The following is a 22,416-nucleotide window of genomic DNA, read 5'->3' as shown; positions in this document are numbered from 1 at the left end:
ACCCCACCGGATTTGCCTCGATGGATACAGCGAAGCGGGCGGGACTGTCAAAAGGTCAGGGCCGTTCAGGGGCAGAAAAGATCATTGGTGAGGCCGAATACCATCAGCGACAGCACCGCCGCCATGCCGAGCGCCGACAGAATGTCCACCACCCGGCTCGACGGCGGCCGGCCCGCCACCGCCTCGTAAAGGTAGAACATCAGGTGCCCGCCATCCAGCACCGGCACCGGCAACAGGTTCAGGAAACCGATGGCGGCGGACAGCACCGCGATCCACCAAATGAAGTTGCCGCCGCCCGCCGAGGCCGCCTGCCCGGTGGTCTCGGCGATCGAGATGGCGCCGCCCAGGTTGCAGCTGCCGATCTGCCCGGTGACCATCGCCCAAAGCCCCGAAACCGACGAGGCGATGATGTCCCAGGTCCGCGCCGCGCCGATCCCCAGCGCCTCGCCCGGGCCGGCGGGGCGGGTGGCCGGTTCGAAATAGGTGCCGCCGCCGGTCACGCCGATCAGCCAGCGCTTCTCGTAGCCGGTCTCGGTGGGCAGATCCTGCTGGCGCGCGGCCAGGGTATAGTCGGCGATGCCCTCGCCCTCGCGCCAGACCCGCAGCAGCACTGGCCGCCCCTCGGCGTCCAGCACATGCCGCCGCAGATCGTCGAAGCGCGAGATCGGCTTGCCATCCGCCGCCAGGATCACGTCGCCCGCCTTCAGCCCGGCCGCGGCGGCGGGGCTGCGCGGCGCGATGCCGGTGATCAGCGGCGGCATCGGGTCCGGCCCCGGCACCGTCAGTTCGGCCCCGTCGCGCAGCACCGTCCAGTCATGGCTCGGGCGCGGCGGCAGGTCCGCAGCCAGATCGCCGATATCCTGCCAGTCGGCCACGGGCCGGCCGTCCAGCGCGATCACCCGGTCGCCGGGCCGAAGCTGCGTCTCGACCCCGGGCGGGGTGGCGTGCAGCCGACCGATCTGCACCTGCTCGACCGGCAGGCCCTGCCACATCGCCATGGCACCGAAGACCAGGATCGACAGGATGAAGTTGAACACCGGCCCCGCCGCCACGGTGGCGAAGCGCGCCCAAAGCGGCGCGCCGCCCAGCGTCTGCCGGGCGCGGGCCGGATCGACAGCCTTGCCCGAGCCGGCGCTGGCCGCATTGGCGTCGCCCAGGAAGCGCACATAGCCGCCCAGCGGAACCGCCGCCACCTGCCAGACCGTGCCATGCCGGTCGCGGCGGGCGAACAGGCGCGGGCCGAAGCCCAGCGAAAACACCTCGGCCTTGATGCCCGAGAGGCGGCCGATGATGTAATGACCGTATTCGTGCACGGTCACGATGATCGACAGCGCGACGATGAAGGCGGCGGCGCTCCACAGGAACCCGCCCAGACTGTCCAGAATCACGCTCATGCCGCACCCCGCCATTGTGCCGCCGCCCGACGGGCGAAACCGTCCCAGGCCAGCACCGTCTCCAGATCGCCGGGGTTTTGCCCGAAGCCCGGCGCGCGCGCCGCCAGGTCCAGCGCATGTTCCACCGCAGGGGCCATGTCGGTGAAGCGGATGCGGCCGGCGATGAAATCATCGAGCGCCTGTTCCTTGGCGGCGTTCAGCACCGCGCCGGCGGCGCCGCCGGTCTGGATCGCTTCGCGCGCGAGGCGCAGCGCCGGCCAGCGCGCCTCGTCCGGCGCGGCAAAGGTCAGGCTGCCAAGCGCCGCCAGGTCCAGCGCCGGCACCGGCAGCGCCGCGCGGGCCGGCCAGTTCAGCGCATAGCCGATGGCGTGGCGCATGTCGGGCGCGCCCAGATGCGCGATGCTGCCGCCGTCGCGATGCGTGACCATGGCATGGATGATCGACTGCGGATGCACCAGCACCCGCAGACGGTCGATGCCGATGCCGAAGAACTCGTGCGCCTCGATGACTTCCAGCGCCTTGTTGAACATGCTGGCGCTGTCGATGGTGATGCGCTGGCCCATGTCCCAGTTCGGGTGCCGGCTGGCCTCGGCCACCGTTGCCTGCGCCAGCCGCTCCAGCGGCCAATCGCGGAAGGCGCCGCCCGAAGCGGTAATGGTGACATGCTCGACAGAATCGAGGTTTTCGCCTTGAAGCGCCTGAAAGATCGCGGAATGTTCAGAATCGACCGGCAGGATGCGCGCGCCCGTCCCGCGGGCCCGGGCCATGACCAGCGGGCCGGCGGCGACCAGGGTTTCCTTGTTCGCCAGCGCCAGCGTGCCGCCGCGGGCCAGCACCTCCAGCCCCGGCGGCAGGCCGGCGGCGCCGACGATGGCCGAGAGCGTCCAGTCGGCCGGGCGTGCGGCGGCCTCGGCCACGGCGTCAACGCCGGCCGCGGCCTCGATGCCGCTGCCGGCCAGCGCGGCGCGCAGCTCGGGCAGTTTCTCGGGCCAGGCGGTGACGGCGATCCCGGCGCGCAGAGCGCGGGCCATCTGGGCCAGACGGCCGACCTTGGCGCCGCCGGTCAGGGCGACGGTGCGGAAGGTCTCCGGTCCGCCGGCCCGCATCAACAGGTCGAATGCGCTTTCACCGACCGATCCGGTCGCGCCCAGCACCGATACGCTGCGCATCTTCTCAGCCTCCGATCACCGGCAAGAGGTTCGCCATCAACAGCACCAGCGCCAGCAGCAGCGCCCCCGACATGGCGTCGAAACGGTCCAGCGCCCCGCCATGGCCGGGGATCAGCTCGGAACTGTCCTTGGCCCCGACCCGGCGCTTGAGCCAGCTTTCGGCAATGTCGCCGAACTGCCCGGCCACCGCGACCAGCGGCCCGACAATCAGCACCGCCCAGCCCGCCTGCCCGGCGACCAGCAGCCCCAGCGCCAGCAGCAGCGCGCCCGCCCAGCCGGCGATGGTGCCGCTCCAGGTCTTCTTGGGACTGATCGCCGGCCAGAAGCGCGGCCCGCCCAGCTTGCGGCCGACGAAATAGCCCAGGACGTCGGAAAGCACCACCGTGCCTACCACCCACAGCAATGTCGGCAGGCCCATCAGCTCGCGGATCACCACCAGCGCATAGCCGGCGCCGAAGAAGGCCAGCGTGAACAGCAGATAGGCTGGCCGCTCGTGTTCATGCGTGCCGTGCCAGCCGGCGATCATCGGCACCAGCACCAGCGCCATCGGCCAGTCGCCGGGCAGCACCAGCATCGCCAGCATGACCAGCCCGGCCAGAATGCCGATCAGCACCGGATGGCGCGGGCTGTGGAATTCGGGGTGGCGCCAGCCGGTCAGCCGCGCCAGTTCCCACATCATCAGCCCGATCACCGCCGCAACGCCGAAGCGCAGCCACAGTCCCGAGGTCAGCAGCAGCACCAGCCCCAGCACCGCCAGCACCAGGCCCGAGACGACCCGGGGCCACAGGTCGGCCCATTTGTTGCGTCCGCGCTGCAAGGCGCCGCGCAGGCGGCTTGGCTGCGGCCCGTCCCCGGTCATGCGCTGCCGAAGCGCCGCTCGCGCAGGCCGAAGCGGTCGAGGATCTCGGCCAGATGATCGGGGGTGAAATCCGGCCAGAGCGTCTGGGTGAACTCGTATTCGGAATAGGCCGCCTGGAAGGGCAGGAAATTCGAGGTCCGCGTCTCTCCGCTGGTGCGGATCACCAGGTCGGGGTCGGGATGGCCGGCGGTGTCCAGGCAATCGGCCAGGTCGGCCTCGGTCGGCTCGGCGATCTCGCCGCGGGCGATGCGTGCGGACAGGCGCGCCGCCGCCCGGGTCAATTCGTCCCGGCCGCCGTAATTGATCGCCACCGTCAGGTTCAGCCGGGCGTTGCCGGCGGTGCGCGTCTCGATCCCGGCCATCAGCCGCTGCAGCTTGGGGTCCAGCCGATCGCGCCCGCCGATGAAGCGCATCCGCACGCCCTCGGCCGAGAGCCCGTCGGCCTCGCGCTCGATATAGCGGGCGAAGATGCCCATCAGGCCCAACACCTCCTCGGTCGAGCGCTTCCAGTTCTCGGTCGAGAAGGCATAGACGGTCAGCCAGTTCACCCCCAGGTCCGGGCAGGCCCGCACGATCTGCTTGACGCGCTCGGCGCCGCGGCGATGCCCGACCAGACGCGGCCAACCCTTGTTCTTGGCCCAGCGGCCGTTGCCATCCATGATGATGGCGACGTGACGGGGCCGCTGGTCCCCCCCGGCGGATTGCGACAGGCTGGCTGCGGTTTCGGCCATCAGGTCAGACCTGCATGATTTCGGCTTGCTTCGTCTCGAGCGCCTGGTCCACCGAGGCGATCATCTTGTCGGTCAGCTCCTGCACGGCGGTTTCCCAGAACTTCTGATCGTCCTCGGACATGCCCGAGCCCTTGGCCTTCTTGATCTGGTCCATGCCGTCGCGGCGCACGTTGCGGATGGCGACGCGGGCGTGCTCGGCATATTGCGCGGCGACGCGGGTCAGTTCGCGCCGGCGCTCCTCGTTCAGCTCGGGGATCGGCAGCATGATGATGGTGCCGTTGAGCTGCGGGTTGATGCCCAGGCCCGATTCGCGGATCGCCTTCTCGGCCTTGCCGACCAGCGCCTTGTCCCAGATGTTGATCGTCACCATGCGCGGCTCGGGCACGTTCACCGTGCCGATCTGGTTGATCGGCGTCAGCGAGCCATAGGCGTCGACCATGATCGGCTCGACCATGCTGGCCGAGGCGCGGCCGGTGCGCAGCGACGCGAATTCATGGCGCAGGGATTCCATCGCGCCCTTCATGCGGCGTTCCAGGTCGTCGGTATCGATCTCGATCTCGTCGGACATGCTCGGTCATGGCCTCTGTGCTGTGGTTTTCAGCGCTTTTAGCCGAGCGGCGCCCGCATGGCAAAGGCTATACGGGCATTTTACCCATGGACGCGCGTATAAGTGCCGCTGCCGGCCAGAATCCCCCGGAAACCGCCCGGCTCGTCCAGCGAGAAGACGATGATCGGCAGATCGTTGTCGCGCGCCAGCGCGATGGCCGAGGCGTCCATCACCCCCAGATGCTTCTGCAGCACCTCGTCATAGGTCACGGCGTCGTAGCGCTTGGCATCCGCGAACTTGTTCGGATCCTTGTCATAGACGCCGTCGACCTTGGTGCCCTTGAAGATCGCCTCGCAATTCATCTCGTTGGCGCGCAGCGTGGCGGCGGTGTCGGTGGTGAAATAGGGGTTGCCGGTGCCGGCGGCGAAGATGCAGACGCGCTTCTTTTCCAGGTGGCGGACGGCGCGGCGGCGGATATAGGGTTCGGCCACCTCGTCCATGCGGATGGCCGAGATCACCCGGGTGTGGATCTTCAGCGCCTCCAGCGCCGCCTGCATGGCCAGCGCATTCATCACCGTGGCCAGCATCCCCATGTAGTCGGCGGTCGCACGCTCCATGCCCTGGGCGCTGCCCTGCAAGCCGCGGAAGATATTGCCGCCGCCGATGACCATGCAGATCTCGACCCCCATGTCATGGACGGATTTGACCTCCTGCGCGATGCGGGCGACGGTCGGTGGGTGCAGGCCGTAGCCTTGGTCCCCCATCAGCGCCTCCCCCGAAATCTTCAGCATCACGCGCGAGTATTTTCCGGGGATCTTGGACGCGCTTTCCGACATGGGTTCACCTTTTCGCGGCTGTTTCATTGCCGGGCAAAATGTCGCAAACAGGGACCATGTTCAACTGCCGCCTTCCCAAGTCGCCATGACCCCGCGTCACGACCTTCCGGCCGGGCTCGATTCCGACCGCCATGTGCTGATCGCCGGGCCCACCGCCAGCGGCAAATCCGCCCTGGCGCTGCGGATCGCCGAGGCGCAGGGCGGCACCATCGTCAATGCCGATGCGCTGCAGGTCTGGTCCTGCTGGCGGGTGCTGACCGCCCGGCCGACGGTCGAGGACGAGGCCCGCGCGCCTCACGCGCTTTACGGCCATGTGGCGCCCGGGCGGCTCTATTCCGTGGGCGAATGGCTGGCCGAGGTCGCGGCATTGCGGGGCCGGCTGATCGTGGTCGGCGGCACCGGCCTTTATCTGAACGCGCTGACCCGCGGGCTGGCGGTGATCCCGCCCACGCCGCCCGAGATCCGCGCCCGGGCCGATGCGCTTCTGCGCGAGCCCGGCGGGCTGGCGCAGATGATCGCCGGGCTCGATTCGCTGAGCCGCTCGCGCATCGACCTGATGAACCCGGTGCGCGTGCAGCGCGCCTGGGAGGTGCTCAAGACCACCGGCCGCGGCATCGCCGCATGGCAGGCCGAGACGCCGGCGCCGCTGATCGCGCCCGAGACCGCGCATCTGCTGGTGCTGCAATCCGACCGCGACTGGCTGGCCGAGCGCATCGCCCGGCGCTTTCGCCTGATGCTGGACCAGGGTGCGCTGGACGAGGTGCGGGCGATGCTGCCGTCTTGGAATCCCGATGCGCTCTGGGCCAAGGCGATTGGCGCGCCCGAGCTGGTGGCGCATCTGCAAGGCGCGCTCGGCCTCGACGACGCCGTCGAACGGGCGATCATCGCCACCCGGCAATATGCCAAGGCGCAGCGCAGCTTCTTTCGCAACCGGATGCGCGACTGGCGTTGGATCGAGGTCGATCATCAAGCCGTCACACAAAAGTGACATATTAAACTTTCGGCAACCATAAGCTGTGTAAACCCTTCGGGAACTCCCGTTGGGAGTCTAGGTTGTGTTTATGGATTTGCTGAAAGCCGCGCCCTTATGAACAATGTCTTTCGCGCCTTCGACAGCACCGATTCCGATCCCGCGCTGGTCCGGTTGCGGGCAGCCGGCATCACCGCGCCGGGGATCATGGAACCGGCCGAGCAGGACCCGCGGTTGCAGCGGGAATCCTCCCGGCGGCCGGGAAACGCCCAGGCCCAGAAACCGCCGGCTCCGGCTCCGACCGTCGCAGGTGCGGCCGGGCGGTTCCGGCCGGCTCCGGCCGCCCTGCCCCGCGGGCGGCCCGGCGACGGCCTGCGGCTGATCCCGCTTTCCGGCTTCCATTGGGGCGGCGCCACGCGCGGCCTGACCGCGCCGGCCGCGCCGCGCGACCGCGGCGACCACGTGCTGATTCGACCCGGCTCGGGCATGGTCACGGTGCAGTTCCCGCGCCACAATCATCTGGTCAGCGCCGGGCGCCTCGCCTTCATTCCCGCCGGCACCGCCTTTTCGCTGAAACCGCCGGCCGATGTCGCGGGCCAGGCACTGCTGATTCCGCCCGACTGGTTCCGCGACCAGCCGCTGCCGCGAGGTTTCCGCTGCGGCCTTCCGGCGCCCGAGGATGCCGGACTTCTGGACCCCGCCATCCTCGCCCTGGCCGAAGGGGCGGCGCGCCATCCCGGCGGCGACGCGGCGACGCGCCATCAGTTGGGCCTGATCGCGGTGGCGCTGTCCCGGCTTCAGGACCGGCCGGGCCCGTCCCGGCAAGCCGAGGACGATATGGCCGGGGCGCGATCGCTGGCCGAGCGCTTCCTGGACCTCGCCGGGCGGGAACTCGAGCGCAGCCAGACCCTGGCAGAAATGGCCCGCCGGCTGGGCTGCACACAGGCGCATCTGGACCGCGCCTGCCGTCAGAGCCGGGGGCGCGGCGCGCTGGACCTGCTTTATGACCTGCGGCTGCAATCGGCGACCGAGGCACTGCGCGACAGCGCCAGGCCGATCCCCGAGATCGCCGAGGAACTGGGCTATGCCGGGCTGGGTCATTTCATGCGGGCCTTCCAGGCCGCAACCGGCCGCACGCCCGAAGCCTATCGTGCGCTGATGCGGAATGCCCGCGGCGGCGGCGGCCCCGATCACGGCTGATTGGGCCGAGCGCCCAGAACCGCGCGCCCGCTGTCCCGAGCCGCCGCACCACCTCCGCATTCCCGACACGCAACGTGGAAAGGGCTGCAAGTCCAGCTCGCCAGAGAGCTTTTCGCACCAGAAGCCGCACCGCAACAGCCGGGACCGCAAAGGGATGGGGCCGGTCCGACCGGCCTGCCCGGCCAAGGTTCTCAGCGCCTTCACCGCACCCCGGCGATGCCCGCGACCGCCCGCTGTCCGGCCGCCGGAACGGTCAACCCCGCGGCGGATTCCAGGACGGATAGCCCGACGTGTCGATCCGGTACGGAGCAGCCGCGACACGAGCCCTGCAACGCAGTCTCGGACCGGACGCCCGGCCCGGCGCCCAAGGCAGCGCCCTATCCAGCGGCCCCCTTCTCGTGCATCCGGTGCCACCACGACTCGCTTGGCGCGGCGCGGCCGCCTCAGGCCGGATCGGCCGGCGCCTCCTCTGCGTCGGCTTCGTCCTCCCGGCCGCGATATCCCTGCGCCACCACGAATTTCTCGGAGGAATCCGAACGGCTGGCCGGCGGCTTCACATTCGCCACCTTGCGGAAATTGCGCTTGAGCATGGCCTGCATCTCGTTTTCCGCGCCCCCCGCCAGCACCTTGGCGACGAAGGTGCCGCCCGGCTCCAGCACGTCGAAGGCCAGCTGCGCCGCCGCCTCGACCAGCGCCACGATGCGCAGGTGATCGGTGCCCTTGTGCCCCGACGAGGCCGCCGCCATGTCCGACATCACCACGTCGGCACGCCCGCCCAGCCAGGCCTTGACCTGCGCGTCCGCCCCTTCCGACAGGAAATCGAGCTGATGGATCTCGGCCCCGGCGATGGGATCGACCTCCTGCAGGTCCACCCCCAGCACCCGACCGACCTTCTTGCCGGACTTCTCGCCAAGAGCGTTGACGCGCGCGACCGCCACCTGGCACCAGCCGCCGGGGGCGCAGCCCAGATCGACCACCCGCGCGCCCGGCACCAGGAAACGATACTTGTCGTCCAGTTCCAGGATCTTGAAGGCGGCGCGGCCGCGATAACCCTCGCGCTTGGCCCGCGCGACATAGGGGTCGTTGAGCTGCCGTTCGAGCCAGAGCGTGCTCGACAGCTTGCGACCCTTGGCCGATTTCACCCGCACCCGCAGGTCGCGCTGGCCGCGGCCCGAGCTTTTACGCCCCTCGCCCGGCTTCTTGCCTTCGCTCATCTCATGCCACCCCGTTCATACCATCCGGGGCCAAGACCCCGTCCTTGACCATCTGCGCGTAAAGCAGCCCCTCGCGCAGGCCGCGATCCGCGACGGACAGCCGCGTCGTCGGCCAGACCCGCATCAGCGTCTGCAGGATCGCGGCGCCCGACATGATCAGCGCATGGCGCTCGCGGCCGATGCGCGGATCGGCCCGCCGCCCCTCGGGGCCCAGCGACAGATAGTCGCGGATCACCCGGTCGATCTGCCCCGAGGTCATGGTCAGCCCGTCCACCTTGGTCCGATCATAGCGGCGCAGGCCAAGATGGCTGGCCGCCACCGTCGTCACCGTGCCCGAGGTGCCGATGACCTGGAAATTCTCGGCGAAATCATGAGTCAGCGAATAGGGCGCGAAATCCGACAGCATTTCCTCGAAATGCCAGGACATCAGCGCGAAACGGCCCTGATCGTCCTCGACATCCTCGAACTGGTCGCGCAGCGTCGCGACGCCCAGCGGCACGCTGATCCAGTCGACCACCCGCGCGCCGCCCGGCCGGGCATCGCCGAACCCGTCGGCCAGCCGCATGATGGCGCGCGACCGCTCGGCGGGGTCGACATCCTCCAGGTCGATCCAGACCAGCTCGGTCGAGCCGCCGCCGATATCGACCACCAGAAGCTGCTCGGTGCGCTGGCTGACCAGCGGCGCGCAGGAGATGACCGCCAGCCGCGCCTCCTCCTCGGCGTCGATGATCTCGACCGGCAGGCCGGTCTCGCGCCGGATCATGCGCAGGAAGTCGCGGCTGTTCCGCGCCCGCCGGCAGGCCTCGGTCGCGACCAGACGCATGCGCGTGACCTTGTGCGCCTCGAGCTTGCGCCGGCACACCTGCAAGGCATGCACCGTCCGCGCCATCGAGGGGCGCGACAGCCTGCCTGATGCCTCGAGCCCGTGTCCCAGCTGGACCGGCTTCGAGAAACTGTCCACCACCTGGAACTGACTGCCCGCGGGACGGGCAATCAGCATCCGGCAGCTGTTGGTGCCAAGATCCAAAGCCGCATAGAGCGGCCCGTCCTCGGCCGGGCGGGTGACGAAAGGCTCGACCGTTTTTCTCGGGAACGCGTCCGCACCCGCAGGACGCCTGGGCGCCATGGTCACGCCCTCCGATAACAAGTTGCTCCGAACGTAACCCGCGCCCGCCATGCCTTCAAGGGGGCGCGCGAAAGCCGGGGCTTGCCGGCCCCTGCCCCTCGACAGCCGCGCGGGGCCGGGCTATGCCCGAGCCATGATCGTGATCGCCGCATTCCTTCTTGGCGCAGCGATCGGCTGGATGCGCGCCGCGAAAGCCGGCGGCAACCGCGCCGACAAGCTGCAATATGCCGCCGCCCATGCCCTGGCGCTGACCGTGCTGGGCCTGTTCCTGACCATATTCCTGACCCGGATGGGCTGATGTTCCGGCCCTTCCTCGACAGCCTGCGCAGGCATGGGGTGCCGGCCAGCCTGCGGGAATATCTGGACCTGCTGGCGGGGCTGCAGGCGGGGCTGTCGGACTGGACGCCCGAGGGCTTCTATCACCTCGCCCGCGCCACCCTGGTCAAGAACGAGGCGCATATCGACCGATTCGACCGCGCCTTCTCCGAAGCCTTCTCGGGCCTCGACCAGATCCCCATCGAGGCGCTGGTGAACGAGGTCTCGATCCCGCGCGACTGGCTGGAAAAGCTGGCCGAAAAGCTGCTGACCCCCGAGGAACGCGCCGCGGTCGAAGGCGCCGGCAGTTTCGAGGAGCTGATGAAGCGGTTGCGCGAGCGGCTGGCCGAGCAGCAGGGCCGGCATCAGGGCGGCAACAAGTGGATCGGCACCGCCGGCACCTCGCCCTTCGGCGCCTATGGCTACAACCCCGAGGGCGTGCGGATCGGGCAAGCCGAAAGCCGCCACCGCCGCGCCGCCAAGGTCTGGGACAAGCGCGAGTTCCGCGATTTCGACGATTCGGTCGAGCTTGGCACCCGCAACATCAAGGTGGCGCTGAAGCGGCTGCGGCAATGGGCCCGGCATGGCGCGCTGGAGGAGCTGGACCTGCCCGGCACCATCCGCGCCAGCGCCGAGCACGGCTATATCGATGTGCAGACCCGGCCCGAACGGCACAATGCCGTCAAGGTGCTGCTGTTCCTCGATGCCGGCGGCAGCATGGACGACCATTCCCGGCTGATGGACGAGCTGTTCTCGGCCGCCCGCGCCGAGTTCAAGCACCTGGAGCATTTCTATTTTCACAACTGCGTCTATGAGGCGCTGTGGAAGGACAACCGCCGCCGCTGGACCGAGACCACGCCGACCTGGGAGGTGCTGAACCGCTTCGGCCGCGACTACAAGGCGATCTTCGTCGGCGACGCCTCGATGTCGCCCTATGAGATCGCGGTGCCCGGCGGCGCCAACGAACACTGGAACCCCGAATCGGGCGAGATCTGGCTCCAGCGCCTGCGCGAGACCTGGCCGGATCATGTCTGGCTGAACCCGGTGCCGCGCGCGCATTGGGGCCATACCCGGTCCATCGCCATGATCCGCGAGATCTTCGAGGACCGCATGCAGCCCCTGACGCTGGAGGGGCTGACCCAGGCCATGCGCCTTCTTGGCTGACCCCGCCGCATCCCCCATATTGCGGTCATGCTGAAGCTGACCCCGATCCTGCTGATCCTGCTCTATGCCGCCGCGATGTGGTTATTTTCCGCATGGCGGCTGCGGGCCGAGCTGAACGCCAGGTCCACGCCGTTGCGCCATCCCCGGCTTACGCCGATGCTGGAGCGGCTGGGCCGGGCCATGGATCTGCCGCCGATCCGGGCGCATGTCTACGAGGTGGCGCCCGTCAACGGTCTGGCCGCGCCCGACGGCCGCATCTTCCTGACCCGCGGCTTCCTCGACCGGCTGGACCGCGGCGAGGTGACCGAGGCCGAGCTGGCTTCGGTCATCGCGCATGAGCTGGGCCATGTCGCCCATGGCCATACCCGCCGCCGCATGGTGGATTTCGCCGGCCAGAACGTGGTGCGCATGGTGCTGGCCGGGGTGCTCGGCCGCTTCCTGCCCGGGATCGGCGTCTGGATTGCCAATATCGCCGCCAGCGCCATCGCCGCCCGGCTGTCGCGGCAGGACGAGTTCGAGGCCGACGCCTTCGCCAGCGCCCTGATGGTCAAGGCCGGGCTGGGCACCGAGCCGCAGAAAAGCCTGTTCCGCAAGCTCGACCGGCTGGCGGGCGCGGCCGGGACCGGCGCACCGGCCTGGCTGCTTTCGCACCCGCCGGCCGCGGCACGCATCGCCGCCATCGAAAAGCTCGAGGCGCGCTGGCGCGTGGCCTGACTTGTCCCCTCGCCCGGATGGGTTATGCTGCGGCAGCAAAACAACCGCCGTGACATGACCCGCCCCTTTCGCCGCCGCGTCCTCTACCTTCCCGGCTATGACCCGATCCCGCCGCGCCGTTACCGCGAGCTTTACAAGCGCGAGGGCGCCGAGCAGGCGCGCATTTCGGGCTACGGGCTGAGCTTCGGCCCGCGCCGCGACCGCAACGGCTTCGGCTGGGGCGTCGCGGGCGATTTCGACGGCCGGCACGCCGAGGCCGAGATCGAGGTGCTGGTCTGGGCCGACATCGTGCAGGGCTCGATGGACCAGGGCATTCTAGCGACCTATGGCCAGCTTGTCCGCACCGCCTGGGCCTATATCGGCTCGGGCGCGCTGTTCCGGCTGATGCGGCTGCGCCGCGGCCCGGTGATCGCGGCGCTTTACCCGGTGGTGGTGCTTCTGGCGCAACTGCTGGCCGCGGCGCTGGCCGCGGCGCTTCTCGGCTGGGCGCTGGGGCGGCTGACCGGACTCGGCTGGTGGCTGGGCCTGCCCGTCATGCTGGGACTGACCTGGACCGGGCTGCATCTGTGGCGGCGCATCGACGGCAAGATCTTCGCCTGGTACCTGATGCATGACTATGCCTTCACCGCCCGGAACCTCGGCGCCTATCCCCCGGCGCTCGAGGCGCGGCTGGCACAGTTCGCCGACCGCATCGCCGAGGTGCTGACGGGCGATTGGGACGAGGTGCTGGTGGTCGGCCACAGCTCGGGCGCCTATCTGGGCGTCTCGGTGCTGGCCGATCTGATCCGCTCGGGCCGGGTGCCGGCCGGGGGCCCGCGCCTCTCCTACCTGTCGCTGGGCCATGTCGTGCCGATGGCGTCGTTCCTGCCGGGCGCGAACCGGCTGCGGGCCGACCTGCGCTATCTGGCGGCGCGCGACGAACTGGACTGGGTGGACGTCACCGCGCCGGGCGATGCCTGCTCATTCGGCCTGTGCGATCCGGTCGCGGTTTCCGGCGCCGAACCGCCCGGCCGCCGGCATCCGCTGGTGCTTTCCGCCGCCTTCACGCAGACGCTGTCGCCCGCGAAGCGGCGCGAATTGCGCGGGCGCTGGTTCCGGCTGCATTTCCAGTATCTCTGCGCCTTCGACCGGCCGGGCGACTATGATTACTTCGCCATCACCGCCGGGCCCTTGACGCTGGGCCGGCGCTTCGCCGGGCGCGGGCATTCGCCGGGCCGGATCGCGCGCGCCGTGAACCGCTGGACCGCGACATGATCCCGCCCAAGCCCCCGGCCCGGCAGGGGCGCGGTTCGGTCTGGCGCTTCATCCGCGATTTCCGCCGCGACATCCTGTCGGCGCAATCCGACCGGCTCTATCGCGCCTGGATGGCCGAGTTCCGCGGCCCCTTCATCCACAGCTTCACCTGCAACGACCCGGCGCTGGTGGAACTGATTCTGAAGAAGCGGCCGATGGATTTCCCGAAATCGCCGCGCATGGCGGCGGGGCTGCAACCGCTGCTCGGCAATTCCAGCTTCATCTCGAACGGCGAGACCTGGCTGCACCAGCGCCGCATCATCGACCCCGCCTTCGAGGGCGGCCGGCTGCGCGAGGCCTTCCCGGCCATGTGGGACGCGGCGCAGGCCGGCGTCGCCCGGCTGGCGCCGCTGGCCGACGGCGCCGAGATCGACATCGAGCCGCAGACCAGCCATGCCGCCGCCGACGTGATCTTTCGCACCCTGTTCTCGATCCCGATCGAGGACGCGACCGCCGCCCAGGTGTTTCAGGCCTTCCGCGAACACCAGGACGCGCAGCCGATGGTGAATCTGGGCGGGCTGATGGCGCTGCCCCGCTGGGCGCGGCTGCACACCCGCCAGGTGCGCGAAACGGCGCGGCGCATCCGCGGCCTGATCCGCCAGTTGGTCGCGACCCGCGCCGCCGAGATCCAGGCCGGCACCGCACCGCCCGACCTCGCCACCAAGATCATGACCACCCCGGATCCGCAAACCGGCCGGCGGTTCAGCGAAACCGAGATGATCGACGAGGTCGCGACCTTCTTCCTGGCCGGACACGAGACCGGCGCCTCGGCCCTGGCCTGGGCGCTCTACCTGCTGGCGGAAAGCCCGGAATGGCAGGACCGGCTGGCCGAGGAGGCACACCGGAACCTCGCCCCGGATTTCGCCGCGATCCGCACCCTGCCGCTGGCCCGCGCCGTGTTCCGCGAGGCGCTGCGGCTTTATCCGCCCGTCGCCATGACCGTGCGACAATGCCGCCGGGCCGAGTCCCTGCGTGGCCGCAAGGCCCCCCGGGGCGCGCAGCTGGTTCTGTCGCCCTGGCACCTGCACCGTCACGAGCGGCTGTGGGAGAATCCCGACGCATTCGACCCGGCGCGCTGGGAGACCGGGAACGGCAAGGCCTGCCAGCGCGACGCCTTCATCCCCTTTTCGGCCGGTCCGCGCGCCTGCCCCGGCGCCGGCTTCGCCATGATCGAAGGACCGCTCATCCTGTCGGCCCTGGTCCGCGCCTATCGTCTGGCCCCCGGCGCCGAACGCCCCGTGCCGATCATGCGGCTGACCCTGCGGGGCAAGAACGGCATCCGCCTGCGATTGCGGCCAAGGCAGATGGGTATTTAGACAACGAAGAAGTCCAGAAACAGTCCCGGCTTCTTCGTTGCCCCAATGCCCATGCCCGGCATCAAAGCCGGTAGATGGCCGAGAATTTCTCTTCCAGGTAGTCGAGCAGCGGCTTCTCGCTGACATCGGTGCCGGTGGCGCGCTCGATCAGCGCGCGCGGCGCGTAGAGCCCGCCATGGCGCTGCATGTTCTCGCGCAGCCATTCCACCGCCGGGTCGGCCTCGCCCCGCGCCAGCGCCTCGTCCAGATCCGGGACCGCGGCGCGCAAGGCGGCATGCAGGCAACCGGCATAGACATTGCCCAACGCATAGGTGGGGAAATAGCCGAACAGTCCCACCGCCCAATGCACGTCCTGCAGGACGCCATTGGCCGGACGGTCCACCGCCACCCCGAAATCGCGCAGGAAACGCGCGTTCCAGGCCTCGACCAGATCCTCGACATCCAGCCTTCCAGCGATCAGGTCGCGCTCCAGATCGAAGCGCAGCATAATGTGCAGGTTGTATTGCACCTCGTCGGCCTCGGTGCGGATGAAGCCCGGGGTCACGCGGTTCGCGGTGGCGTAGAAGGCATCGGCATCGGGGACCGACAGCCCGCCGAAGGCATCCGACATGCGCTGGTAGAGCCAGCCGGTAAAGGCTCGGCCGCGGCCGAGCTGGTTCTCGTAGATGCGGCTCTGGCTTTCATGCGCGCCCATCGAAACGCCGCGGCCCAACGGCGTGAAGGCATAATCGCTGTCGATACCCTGCTCATAGCTGGAATGACCGACCTCGTGGATGGTCGAATACAGGCAGTTGAACGGATCGGTCTCGACCACGCGGGTGGTGATGCGGCTGTCCTGCCAACGCCCCGAGCTGAACGGGTGCACGGCAATGTCCATGCGGCCGCGCGTCCAGTCATAGCCGAAGGCCGTGGCGCAGGTCCGCGCCAGGCGCAGCTGCGTCTCCTGCGGGAAATGCCCGGTCAGCGGCTGCGGCTGGAATGCGGCGCCCAGCACGTCCTCGCGCAGGGCCACCAGTCGCGGCCGCATGGCGTCGAACAGCGCCGCGATCTCGGCCTGGGTGGTGCCGGGCTCGTAATCGTCCAGCAGCGCGTCATAGAGATCGCCGCCATCGGCCAGCGCCGAGGCTTCCTCGCGCTTGAGCATCAGGATGTCGTTCAGCACCGGCAGGAAATCCCCGGGCGCGTCCTTGGCCCGGGCCTCGGCCCAGATGCCCTGCGCCAGCGAGGTCTGCCGCGCCAGTTCCGTGGCCAGCCGGGCCGGGATGCGCGAGGCGCGGCGATGATCGCGCGCGATCAACTCGATGATGCGGGCATCCTCGGCATCCTCGGGCTCGGCCCGGTCCAGCCATTCGCCCAGCCGCGGATCGGTGCGCCGCTCGTGCAGCACCGCTTCCATCGCCGCCATTTCCTCGGCGCGCTGCTCGGTCGCGCCGCGCGGCATCACGGTTTCCTGATCCCAGCCGAGACGTTCGGCGACCGAAGACAGCGCCTCGGTCTGGCGCTGGAAGGCAAGAAGTTCGTCGAAGGCGCTCATCGGACAGTCCCCCGGACCGAGGTTTCATAAGGATAGCGCGCATGGTGGCGCGCGCGCAGGATCAGCGTGAACAGTGCCACGGCACCGATCTGATGCGCCAGTGCCAAAGGCAGCGGCGAGGCGTGCAGCACGTTCATGATGCCCAGAAGCACCTGCACGGCCAGGGCGACCAGCATCGCGACATAGGCGCCACGCGTCACCGGATGCGGCGAGCGCCGGGCGCGCAGGAACACCACCACGGCGAACATCGCCAGCAGATAGCCGGTCATGCGGTGGATGAACTGCACCAGCGCCGGGTTTTCGAAGAAATTGCGCCAACCCAGCGCCGCGTCCCAGATCGCCGCGGGAATCCATTCGCCGCCCATGGTCGGCCAGCCGGTATACATGCGGCCGGCGTCGATCCCCGCGACCAGCGCACCCAGCAGGATCTGCAGTAAGGCCAGATGCATCAGCCCGGTGGTCATCGAGAAAAGCTTCGCCTCACCCGCCCGCCGGGCACGCAGCAGCGCCGCCTCCGAGCGCGACAGCGCCGAGGCATACCAGGCGATCAGGCCCAGGATGGCGAAGGCCAGCCCCAGATGCGTGGCCAGCCGATAGGAGGCCACCCGCACCATCTCGCCCGACAGTCCCGAATGCACCATCCACCAGCCGATGGCGCCCTGGGCGCCGCCGAGCACCCCCAGCGCCAGCAGCCGCGGCGTCCAGCCCGCGGGGATGCGCTTGGTTGCCAGGAAAAACAGAAAACCCAGCGCCCAGACCGCGCCGATCAGCCGCCCAAGCAGCCGGTGCGACCATTCCCACCAGTAGATGCGCTTGAAGTTCGCCAGGTCCATGTCGGAATTGACCAGCTGGAACTGCGGGATCTGCCGGTACTTGTCGAACTCGGCCTGCCAGGCGGCCTGGTCCAGCGGCGGGATCGTCCCGGTCACCGGCTTCCATTCGGTGATCGACAGGCCCGATCCGGTCAGCCGGGTCGCACCGCCAAGCGCGATCATCGCCGCGACCATGACAAACAGCAGGATCAACCAAAGACGGATCGCACCGCGCGCGCCCTTGTTGCCGGCGTCGATCATGCCGCCGGCAGGCGGGGTGCCCTGCGGCGGCGTCTCGGTGACTTCCTGAAAGACGGGACGTCTTGCCATGTCAGCTTCCTTCTCGATCGGGCGCGACCTTGGCCCGCGCGCGCCCGGAAATCAATCAACCGCGGCGGATCAATTGCCGCAACATGCCGTGGAAGATGCGCGTGTCGGCGCGGGTCAGCGGCAGCCGCGACCACAGGTTGCGCAGCGTGAGCTGCATCGCCGGCGCCTTCTCGGGCGGAAAGAAGAAGCCCGCCTCGGCCAGCCGCTCCTCCCAGTGATCGGCGAGACGCTCGATCTCGAGCCGCGTCGCGGGCGCCTCGCCATCGGGACGGCGGCCCTGCGGGGCAGGCTGGGCCGGCAGGTTGTCCCGCGCCCATTCATAGCCGGTCAGCAGCACCGCCTGCGCCAGGTTCAGCGAGGGGAAGTCGGGATTGACCGGCACCGTGATGATGGCGTTGGCGCGCGCCACATCGTCGTTTTCCAGGCCCGCGCGCTCGGGGCCGAAGATCACCGCGACCCGGCCGCCCTGCGCCACCCGCTCGCGCGCATCGGCCATGGCCGTCGCCGGGGTCAGGACCGGCTTGGTCAGCTCACGCCCCCGTGCGGTGGTGGCATAGGCGTGATCGACATCCGCCATCGCCTCGGCCAGGGTCGCGAAAACCTGCGCCCGATCCAGAACCCGACCGGCCGCGCCCGAGGCCATGGCCACGGCCCGGGGATTGGGCCAGCCGTCGCGGGGCGCCACCAGCCGCATGTCGGACAGGCCGAAGTTCAGCATGGCGCGCGCGGCTGCGCCGATGTTTTCGCCCATCTGCGGGCGGACAAGAATGATCGCGGGTTCCATGCGCGCGGCCATAACCTTCCGCAGACCTACTGGCAAGGCGCGCGGCGCTGCGCTATCTGCAGACGGAACACGAGGAATGACAGCGCCATGACAGACCAGCCCAATACGCCGCAACTCTACCTGATCACCCCGGTCGGCGCGGCCGCCTCGACACTGGGGCCGATGCTGGCCGAGGTCATGGACCGCTTTCCCATCGCCTGCCTGCGTATCCCCGGCGCCGGCACCGAGGAGGAGTTGGGCCGCATCGCCGATCTCGCGCGCGAGATCGCCCATGCCCGCGATGTGGCGGTGGTGATCGAGGACCATGTGCAGCTGGCGCAGCGCCACGGGCTGGACGGGGTGCATCTGAGCAACGGCGCCCGGGGCGTGCGCCATGCCCGCAAGGAACTGGGCCAGGACGCCATCGTCGGCGCCTTCTGCGGCACCTCGCGCCATGACGGCATGAACGCGGCCGAGGCCGGCGCAGATTACGTCGGCTTCGGACCCTGCGGCGCCTCCGCGCTCGGCCAGGGCGAGACGGCCCCCCTGGAGCTGTTCCAGTGGTGGTCCGAGGTGATCGAGATCCCGGTGGTCGCCGAGGGCGCCCTGACCCCGGCGCTGATCGGGCAGCTGGCACCGATCACCGATTTCATCGCGCTGGGGGCGGAGATCTGGTCGGAACCGGACCCGGCCGAAGCCTTGGGCATTCTCTGGCGCTGACCCGCCTGGCGGCACCGCCGGGTGGGTATTTGGGCAACGAAGAAGCCGCGAGGAGCCTCCCCTCGCCTTCCTCGCTTCAGCTCTGCCGGGGTCCGCATCTTCTTCGTTGTCCAAATACCCATGCGACCGCGCCATCCTCGCCCCGCCTGCCCCTTGCGCAGCGCCATGCCGCAGCCTAAAGCCTTGCCATGACCCAGCATCAGCGCCTTCTCATCATCGATTTCGGCTCCCAGGTCACGCAGCTGATTGCGCGGCGCCTGCGCGAGTTGAACGTCTATTGCGAAATCCACCCGTTCAACGCGGTCGACGACGCCTTCCTGAAAGACTTCGCGCCGCAGGCCGTGATCCTGTCGGGCGGACCCGCCTCGGTCACCGAGGCGGATTCGCCGCGCGCGCCGCAGAGCCTGTTCGAGCTGCGGGTGCCGGTCTTCGGCATCTGCTACGGCCAGCAGGTGATGATGGAGCAACTGGGCGGCCGCGTCGAATCGGGCCATCACGCCGAATATGGCCGCGCCTTCATCGCGCCGGCCGAGGGCCACAAGGGCGACGGCATCTTCGCCGGCCTGTTCGACACCGGCCGCGAGGAGGTCTGGATGAGCCATGGCGACCGGGTGACGCAACTCGCGCCCGGTTTCGAGGTCATCGGTACCTCGCCCAACGCCCCTTACGCCATGATCGCCGACGAGGCCCGCAAGTTTTTCGCCGTGCAGTTCCATCCCGAGGTGCATCACACCCCGAACGGCCGCCGGATGCTGGAGAATTTCGTCCGTATGGCAGGTTTCGCCGGCGATTGGACCATGGCCTCCTATCGTCAGGAGGCGATCCGCAAGATCCGCGAGCAGGTGGGCGACAAGCGCGTGATCTGCGGCCTGTCCGGCGGTGTCGACAGCTCGGTCGCGGCGGTGCTGATCCACGAGGCGATCGGCGACCAGCTGACCTGCGTCTTCGTCGATCACGGGCTTCTGCGGCTGAACGAGGCCGAGGAAGTCGTGACCATGTTCCGCGACAGTTACAACATCCCGCTGATCCATGCCGACGAAAGCGAGCTGTTCCTGTCGGCGCTGGAGGGTGTCGGTGACCCCGAGGTCAAGCGCAAGACCATCGGCAAGCTGTTCATCGATGTGTTCCAGAAATATGCGAGCGGGATCGAGGGTGCGGAATTCCTGGCCCAGGGCACGCTTTACCCGGACGTGATCGAATCGGTCAGCTTTTCGGGCGGCCCCTCGGTCACCATCAAGAGCCATCACAATGTCGGCGGCCTGCCCGAGAAGATGGGGCTGAAGCTCGTCGAGCCCCTGCGCGAGCTCTTCAAGGACGAGGTGCGCGCCTTGGGCCGCGAACTGGGCCTGCCGGAGAAGTTCATCGGCCGTCATCCCTTCCCCGGCCCGGGCCTCGCCATCCGCTGCCCGGGCGAGATCACCCGCGACAAGCTCGAGATCCTGCGCAAGGCCGATGCGGTCTTTATCGACCAGATCCGCAAGCACGGGCTTTACGACGAGATCTGGCAGGCCTTCGTGGCCATCCTGCCGGTGCGCACCGTCGGCGTGATGGGCGACGGGCGTACCTATGACTATGCCTGCGCGCTGCGGGCCGTCACCTCGGTCGACGGGATGACGGCGGATTACTATCCGTTCAGCCACGAATTCCTGGGCGAGACCGCGACCCGGATCATCAACGAGGTTAAGGGCATCAACCGCTGCACCTATGACATCACCTCGAAGCCGCCCGGCACGATCGAGTGGGAATAATCCGCGCCCACCCAAACGCCGCCGATAACCGCCGATCTCCCTCCGTAAGGCACTGAAAATCAACAATTTTCTCTCCGCCGTCTTTCGCCGTCAATCGCTGGGCAAGCCTCGCGATCGACGGCGGAGTTGACGGTATGGAGCGTCTTGTGACATCGCAGATTTGCATATACCGTCATGGCTTAGAGAGCTTGTGACGGTATTTTTTTACATTATTCCATTGAGAATAAAGGAAAATTTGCCGTTTGGCTTGGTCGATTTTGGCCTGACGGTATTTTTAGGGGCTCTCTGGCGTTTTTTGAACAATCTAGGAGGGTCCGATGCTTACCGATGCGGCAATCAAGGCACTGAAACCAAAGGACAAATTATACAAGGTCACTGACCGTGACGGTATGTATGTCGTCGTGAACCCGTCGGGCGCCGTCGTGTTCCGCTATGACTACCGTATGCACGGTCGACGCGAGACCTTAACCCTCGGCCGATACGGGCCGGCGGGCCTCTCTCTGGCCCGTGCGCGGGAGAAGCTGATCGACGCGCAGCGCTCAATTCAGGAAGGGCGATCGCCCGCCCAGGAGAAGCAGCGCGAGAAGCGCCGCATCAAGGAAGCAAAGAGCTTCGGCGAGTTCGGCGAACGCTGGCTGCAAGAGCACCAGATGGCCGAAAGCACCCGCGCGATACGCCGCTCGATCTACGAGCGGGACATCCTGCCGACGTTCGGCAATCGGCTGCTGACGGAAATCACGCCCGAAGATCTCCGCGCGATGTGCGACAAGGTGAAGAAGCGGGGAGCACCTGCCACGGCCGTCCATGTGCGTGACATCGTGAAGCTGGTGTTCGCCTTCGCGAAGCTGCACGGCGAGAAGGTGCCAAACCCTGCCGAAGAGGTCGGGCCTGCCTCGATCGCGACGTTCGTTCCGAAAGGCCGCTCGCTCTCGCCCGCCGAAAGACCTGCGAATTCTCGTAGCGCCGGAACTGCAAGGCCATGAGCGCTAGCAACACGGACTTGCCCGCGCCGGTCGGGCCGACGACGAGGGTGTGGCCGACATCGCCGACATGCAAAGACAACCGGAACGGGGTCGAGCCTTCGGTCTTGCCGTAAAGCAAGGGGGGCGCACCGAAATGCTCGGCCCGTTCTGGCCCCGCCCACACGGCAGAGAGGGGGATCATGTGGGCGAGATTGAGCGTCGAGATGGGCGGCTGGCGGACATTTGCGTAGGCATGTCCGGGTAATGAGCTGAGCCAGGCATCGACGGCATTGACGGTTTCGATCATGGCCGTGAAGTCGCGGCCCTGGATGACCTTCTCGACGAGGCGCAGTTTCTCATCGGCGAGACGGGGATCGGCATCCCACACCGCGATCGTCGCGGTGACATAGGCCATGCCGGCAATGTCCTGGCCGAGTTCCTGCAAGGCGAGATCGGCATCGGCCGCCTTGTTGGCGGCATCGGTATCGACCAGCGCCGACGCCTCGTTGGTCATCACCTCTTTCAAGATCGCGGCGATCGACTTGCGCTTGGCGAACCATTGCCGGCGGATTTTGGTCAGCAGCTTGGTCGCGTCGGTCTTGTCGAGCAGGATCGCGCGGGTCGACCAGCGATAGGGAGTACGCCTGCGGTGAAGGCCGTCTGCTCTGATTGAGCAAATGGTCGTAAGGCATTGCCTTA

Annotated in this window: 21 protein-coding genes and 1 pseudogene; 10 read left to right on the top strand and 12 right to left on the bottom strand. The window is 68.5% G+C overall.

Annotated features, from left to right (window positions below; translation table 11 throughout):
• Nucleotides 1-65 precede the first annotated feature (65 nt).
• The 6 genes from rseP to pyrH all read right to left on the bottom strand — a co-directional run bounded on the left by rseP (nt 66) and on the right by pyrH (nt 5,536).
• Nucleotides 66-1,394, bottom strand: a complete 1,329-nt coding sequence (rseP, locus tag ACFOMP_RS18610; RefSeq protein ID WP_289895196.1) for an RIP metalloprotease RseP — start codon at nt 1,392-1,394, stop codon at nt 66-68.
• A complete protein-coding gene (gene dxr, locus ACFOMP_RS18605; RefSeq protein WP_379033341.1) occupies nt 1,391-2,563 on the bottom strand; it encodes a 1-deoxy-D-xylulose-5-phosphate reductoisomerase in 1,173 nt (390 codons plus the stop codon). The genes rseP and dxr overlap by 4 nt, the downstream gene beginning before the upstream one ends.
• 4 nt (nt 2,564-2,567) lie before the next feature.
• Nucleotides 2,568-3,422, bottom strand: coding sequence for a phosphatidate cytidylyltransferase (locus ACFOMP_RS18600; RefSeq protein WP_289895193.1), 855 nt, complete (start codon nt 3,420-3,422; stop codon nt 2,568-2,570).
• Entirely contained in the window at nt 3,419-4,153 is a 735-nt protein-coding gene (gene uppS, locus ACFOMP_RS18595) for a polyprenyl diphosphate synthase (protein WP_289895192.1), read from the bottom strand. The genes ACFOMP_RS18600 and uppS overlap by 4 nt, the downstream gene beginning before the upstream one ends.
• A 4-nt stretch (nt 4,154-4,157) precedes the next feature.
• On the bottom strand, nt 4,158-4,721 hold the full coding sequence (gene frr / locus ACFOMP_RS18590; RefSeq protein WP_289895191.1) for a ribosome recycling factor: 564 nt from the start codon (nt 4,719-4,721) through the stop codon (nt 4,158-4,160).
• A gap of 80 nt (nt 4,722-4,801) precedes the next feature.
• Nucleotides 4,802-5,536 carry a UMP kinase gene (gene pyrH, locus ACFOMP_RS18585; RefSeq protein ID WP_289895190.1) on the bottom strand — a complete coding sequence of 245 codons (735 nt, stop codon included), beginning with the start codon at nt 5,534-5,536 and terminating at the stop codon, nt 4,802-4,804.
• Between the two features lie 85 nt (nt 5,537-5,621).
• On the opposite strand from pyrH, the gene miaA reads away from it, so the two are divergent.
• Together miaA and ACFOMP_RS18575 are read left to right on the top strand one after the other, a co-directional pair.
• Nucleotides 5,622-6,524 carry a tRNA (adenosine(37)-N6)-dimethylallyltransferase MiaA gene (miaA, locus tag ACFOMP_RS18580; RefSeq protein WP_289895189.1) on the top strand — a complete coding sequence of 301 codons (903 nt, stop codon included), beginning with the start codon at nt 5,622-5,624 and terminating at the stop codon, nt 6,522-6,524.
• A gap of 99 nt (nt 6,525-6,623) precedes the next feature.
• Nucleotides 6,624-7,706, top strand: coding sequence for a helix-turn-helix domain-containing protein (locus ACFOMP_RS18575; protein ID WP_379033335.1), 1,083 nt, complete (start codon nt 6,624-6,626; stop codon nt 7,704-7,706).
• 443 nt (nt 7,707-8,149) lie between these two features.
• Here ACFOMP_RS18575 and ACFOMP_RS18570 read toward each other — a convergent pair whose 3' ends face one another.
• Together ACFOMP_RS18570 and ACFOMP_RS18565 are read right to left on the bottom strand one after the other, a co-directional pair.
• Nucleotides 8,150-8,920: an RlmE family RNA methyltransferase gene (locus ACFOMP_RS18570; protein ID WP_289895187.1), complete on the bottom strand. Its 771-nt coding sequence runs from the start codon at nt 8,918-8,920 to the stop codon at nt 8,150-8,152.
• Between the two features lies 1 nt (nt 8,921).
• Nucleotides 8,922-10,046: a Ppx/GppA phosphatase family protein gene (locus tag ACFOMP_RS18565; RefSeq protein ID WP_289895186.1), complete on the bottom strand. Its 1,125-nt coding sequence runs from the start codon at nt 10,044-10,046 to the stop codon at nt 8,922-8,924.
• Between the two features lie 133 nt (nt 10,047-10,179).
• Between ACFOMP_RS18565 and ACFOMP_RS18560 the strand changes: the two genes are divergently transcribed.
• From ACFOMP_RS18560 to ACFOMP_RS18540, 5 genes are read left to right on the top strand one after another with little or no spacing between them, the layout of a single operon-like run.
• Nucleotides 10,180-10,344 carry a hypothetical protein gene (locus tag ACFOMP_RS18560; RefSeq protein WP_289895185.1) on the top strand — a complete coding sequence of 55 codons (165 nt, stop codon included), beginning with the start codon at nt 10,180-10,182 and terminating at the stop codon, nt 10,342-10,344.
• The gene (locus ACFOMP_RS18555; RefSeq protein WP_379033330.1) at nt 10,344-11,525 is read left to right on the top strand and encodes a vWA domain-containing protein; all 1,182 of its coding nucleotides are present in this window, start codon (nt 10,344-10,346) and stop codon (nt 11,523-11,525) included. The genes ACFOMP_RS18560 and ACFOMP_RS18555 overlap by 1 nt, the downstream gene beginning before the upstream one ends.
• Before the next feature lie 27 nt (nt 11,526-11,552).
• The gene (locus ACFOMP_RS18550) at nt 11,553-12,239 is read left to right on the top strand and encodes a M48 family metalloprotease (RefSeq protein WP_379033327.1); all 687 of its coding nucleotides are present in this window, start codon (nt 11,553-11,555) and stop codon (nt 12,237-12,239) included.
• A 24-nt stretch (nt 12,240-12,263) separates the two neighbouring features.
• Nucleotides 12,264-13,493 (top strand): hypothetical protein, encoded by a 1,230-nt coding sequence (locus ACFOMP_RS18545; protein ID WP_379033324.1) that lies wholly within the window; start codon nt 12,264-12,266, stop codon nt 13,491-13,493.
• Entirely contained in the window at nt 13,490-14,848 is a 1,359-nt protein-coding gene (locus ACFOMP_RS18540) for a cytochrome P450 (RefSeq protein WP_379033321.1), read from the top strand. The genes ACFOMP_RS18545 and ACFOMP_RS18540 overlap by 4 nt, the downstream gene beginning before the upstream one ends.
• A gap of 61 nt (nt 14,849-14,909) precedes the next feature.
• Here ACFOMP_RS18540 and ACFOMP_RS18535 read toward each other — a convergent pair whose 3' ends face one another.
• Genes ACFOMP_RS18535 through ACFOMP_RS18525 form a run of 3 tightly spaced genes read right to left on the bottom strand, consistent with a single transcriptional unit; the run spans nt 14,910 to nt 18,320 of the window.
• Nucleotides 14,910-16,382, bottom strand: coding sequence for a carboxypeptidase M32 (locus ACFOMP_RS18535; RefSeq protein ID WP_379033318.1), 1,473 nt, complete (start codon nt 16,380-16,382; stop codon nt 14,910-14,912).
• The gene (ctaA, locus tag ACFOMP_RS18530; RefSeq protein WP_379033315.1) at nt 16,379-17,524 is read right to left on the bottom strand and encodes a heme A synthase; all 1,146 of its coding nucleotides are present in this window, start codon (nt 17,522-17,524) and stop codon (nt 16,379-16,381) included. The genes ACFOMP_RS18535 and ctaA overlap by 4 nt, the downstream gene beginning before the upstream one ends.
• 55 nt (nt 17,525-17,579) lie before the next feature.
• The gene (locus ACFOMP_RS18525) at nt 17,580-18,320 is read right to left on the bottom strand and encodes an RNA methyltransferase (protein WP_289895178.1); all 741 of its coding nucleotides are present in this window, start codon (nt 18,318-18,320) and stop codon (nt 17,580-17,582) included.
• Nucleotides 18,321-18,395: 75 nt separating this feature from the next.
• On the opposite strand from ACFOMP_RS18525, the gene ACFOMP_RS18520 reads away from it, so the two are divergent.
• The 3 genes from ACFOMP_RS18520 (at nt 18,396) to ACFOMP_RS18510 (ending at nt 21,738) form a co-directional block, all read left to right on the top strand.
• Complete coding sequence (locus tag ACFOMP_RS18520) at nt 18,396-19,007, top strand: thiamine phosphate synthase (RefSeq protein WP_289895177.1); 612 nt, start codon at nt 18,396-18,398, stop codon at nt 19,005-19,007.
• 188 nt (nt 19,008-19,195) lie between these two features.
• Nucleotides 19,196-20,755: a glutamine-hydrolyzing GMP synthase gene (gene guaA, locus ACFOMP_RS18515; protein ID WP_379033311.1), complete on the top strand. Its 1,560-nt coding sequence runs from the start codon at nt 19,196-19,198 to the stop codon at nt 20,753-20,755.
• 317 nt (nt 20,756-21,072) lie between these two features.
• On the top strand, nt 21,073-21,738 hold the full coding sequence (locus tag ACFOMP_RS18510; protein WP_019352436.1) for an integrase arm-type DNA-binding domain-containing protein: 666 nt from the start codon (nt 21,073-21,075) through the stop codon (nt 21,736-21,738).
• Here the strand turns inward: ACFOMP_RS18510 and ACFOMP_RS18505 are convergent.
• Nucleotides 21,695-22,416, bottom strand: a pseudogene (locus ACFOMP_RS18505) (VirB4 family type IV secretion/conjugal transfer ATPase); the annotation flags it as partial. The gene ACFOMP_RS18510 and the pseudogene ACFOMP_RS18505 sit on opposite strands and share 44 nt — an antisense overlap.

This window comes from Paracoccus simplex (genome assembly GCF_042648325.1).
Classification (GTDB): domain Bacteria; phylum Pseudomonadota; class Alphaproteobacteria; order Rhodobacterales; family Rhodobacteraceae; genus Paracoccus; species Paracoccus simplex.
The sequence above is the reverse complement of the archived record's forward strand: the minus strand, read 5'-3'. Positions and strand labels throughout refer to the sequence as shown.

Coding starts and splice junctions, on each gene's coding strand:
- rseP (WP_289895196.1), bottom strand. CDS start 1,394: ATGAGCGTGATTCTGGACAGTCTGGGCGGGTTCCTGTGGAGCGCCGCC.
- dxr (WP_379033341.1), bottom strand. CDS start 2,563: ATGCGCAGCGTATCGGTGCTGGGCGCGACCGGATCGGTCGGTGAAAGC.
- ACFOMP_RS18600 (WP_289895193.1), bottom strand. CDS start 3,422: ATGACCGGGGACGGGCCGCAGCCAAGCCGCCTGCGCGGCGCCTTGCAG.
- uppS (WP_289895192.1), bottom strand. CDS start 4,153: ATGGCCGAAACCGCAGCCAGCCTGTCGCAATCCGCCGGGGGGGACCAG.
- frr (WP_289895191.1), bottom strand. CDS start 4,721: ATGTCCGACGAGATCGAGATCGATACCGACGACCTGGAACGCCGCATG.
- pyrH (WP_289895190.1), bottom strand. CDS start 5,536: ATGTCGGAAAGCGCGTCCAAGATCCCCGGAAAATACTCGCGCGTGATG.
- miaA (WP_289895189.1), top strand. CDS start 5,622: ATGACCCCGCGTCACGACCTTCCGGCCGGGCTCGATTCCGACCGCCAT.
- ACFOMP_RS18575 (WP_379033335.1), top strand. CDS start 6,624: ATGAACAATGTCTTTCGCGCCTTCGACAGCACCGATTCCGATCCCGCG.
- ACFOMP_RS18570 (WP_289895187.1), bottom strand. CDS start 8,920: ATGAGCGAAGGCAAGAAGCCGGGCGAGGGGCGTAAAAGCTCGGGCCGC.
- ACFOMP_RS18565 (WP_289895186.1), bottom strand. CDS start 10,046: ATGGCGCCCAGGCGTCCTGCGGGTGCGGACGCGTTCCCGAGAAAAACG.
- ACFOMP_RS18560 (WP_289895185.1), top strand. CDS start 10,180: ATGATCGTGATCGCCGCATTCCTTCTTGGCGCAGCGATCGGCTGGATG.
- ACFOMP_RS18555 (WP_379033330.1), top strand. CDS start 10,344: ATGTTCCGGCCCTTCCTCGACAGCCTGCGCAGGCATGGGGTGCCGGCC.
- ACFOMP_RS18550 (WP_379033327.1), top strand. CDS start 11,553: ATGCTGAAGCTGACCCCGATCCTGCTGATCCTGCTCTATGCCGCCGCG.
- ACFOMP_RS18545 (WP_379033324.1), top strand. CDS start 12,264: ATGCTGCGGCAGCAAAACAACCGCCGTGACATGACCCGCCCCTTTCGC.
- ACFOMP_RS18540 (WP_379033321.1), top strand. CDS start 13,490: ATGATCCCGCCCAAGCCCCCGGCCCGGCAGGGGCGCGGTTCGGTCTGG.
- ACFOMP_RS18535 (WP_379033318.1), bottom strand. CDS start 16,382: ATGAGCGCCTTCGACGAACTTCTTGCCTTCCAGCGCCAGACCGAGGCG.
- ctaA (WP_379033315.1), bottom strand. CDS start 17,524: ATGGCAAGACGTCCCGTCTTTCAGGAAGTCACCGAGACGCCGCCGCAG.
- ACFOMP_RS18525 (WP_289895178.1), bottom strand. CDS start 18,320: ATGGCCGCGCGCATGGAACCCGCGATCATTCTTGTCCGCCCGCAGATG.
- ACFOMP_RS18520 (WP_289895177.1), top strand. CDS start 18,396: ATGACAGACCAGCCCAATACGCCGCAACTCTACCTGATCACCCCGGTC.
- guaA (WP_379033311.1), top strand. CDS start 19,196: ATGACCCAGCATCAGCGCCTTCTCATCATCGATTTCGGCTCCCAGGTC.
- ACFOMP_RS18510 (WP_019352436.1), top strand. CDS start 21,073: ATGCTTACCGATGCGGCAATCAAGGCACTGAAACCAAAGGACAAATTA.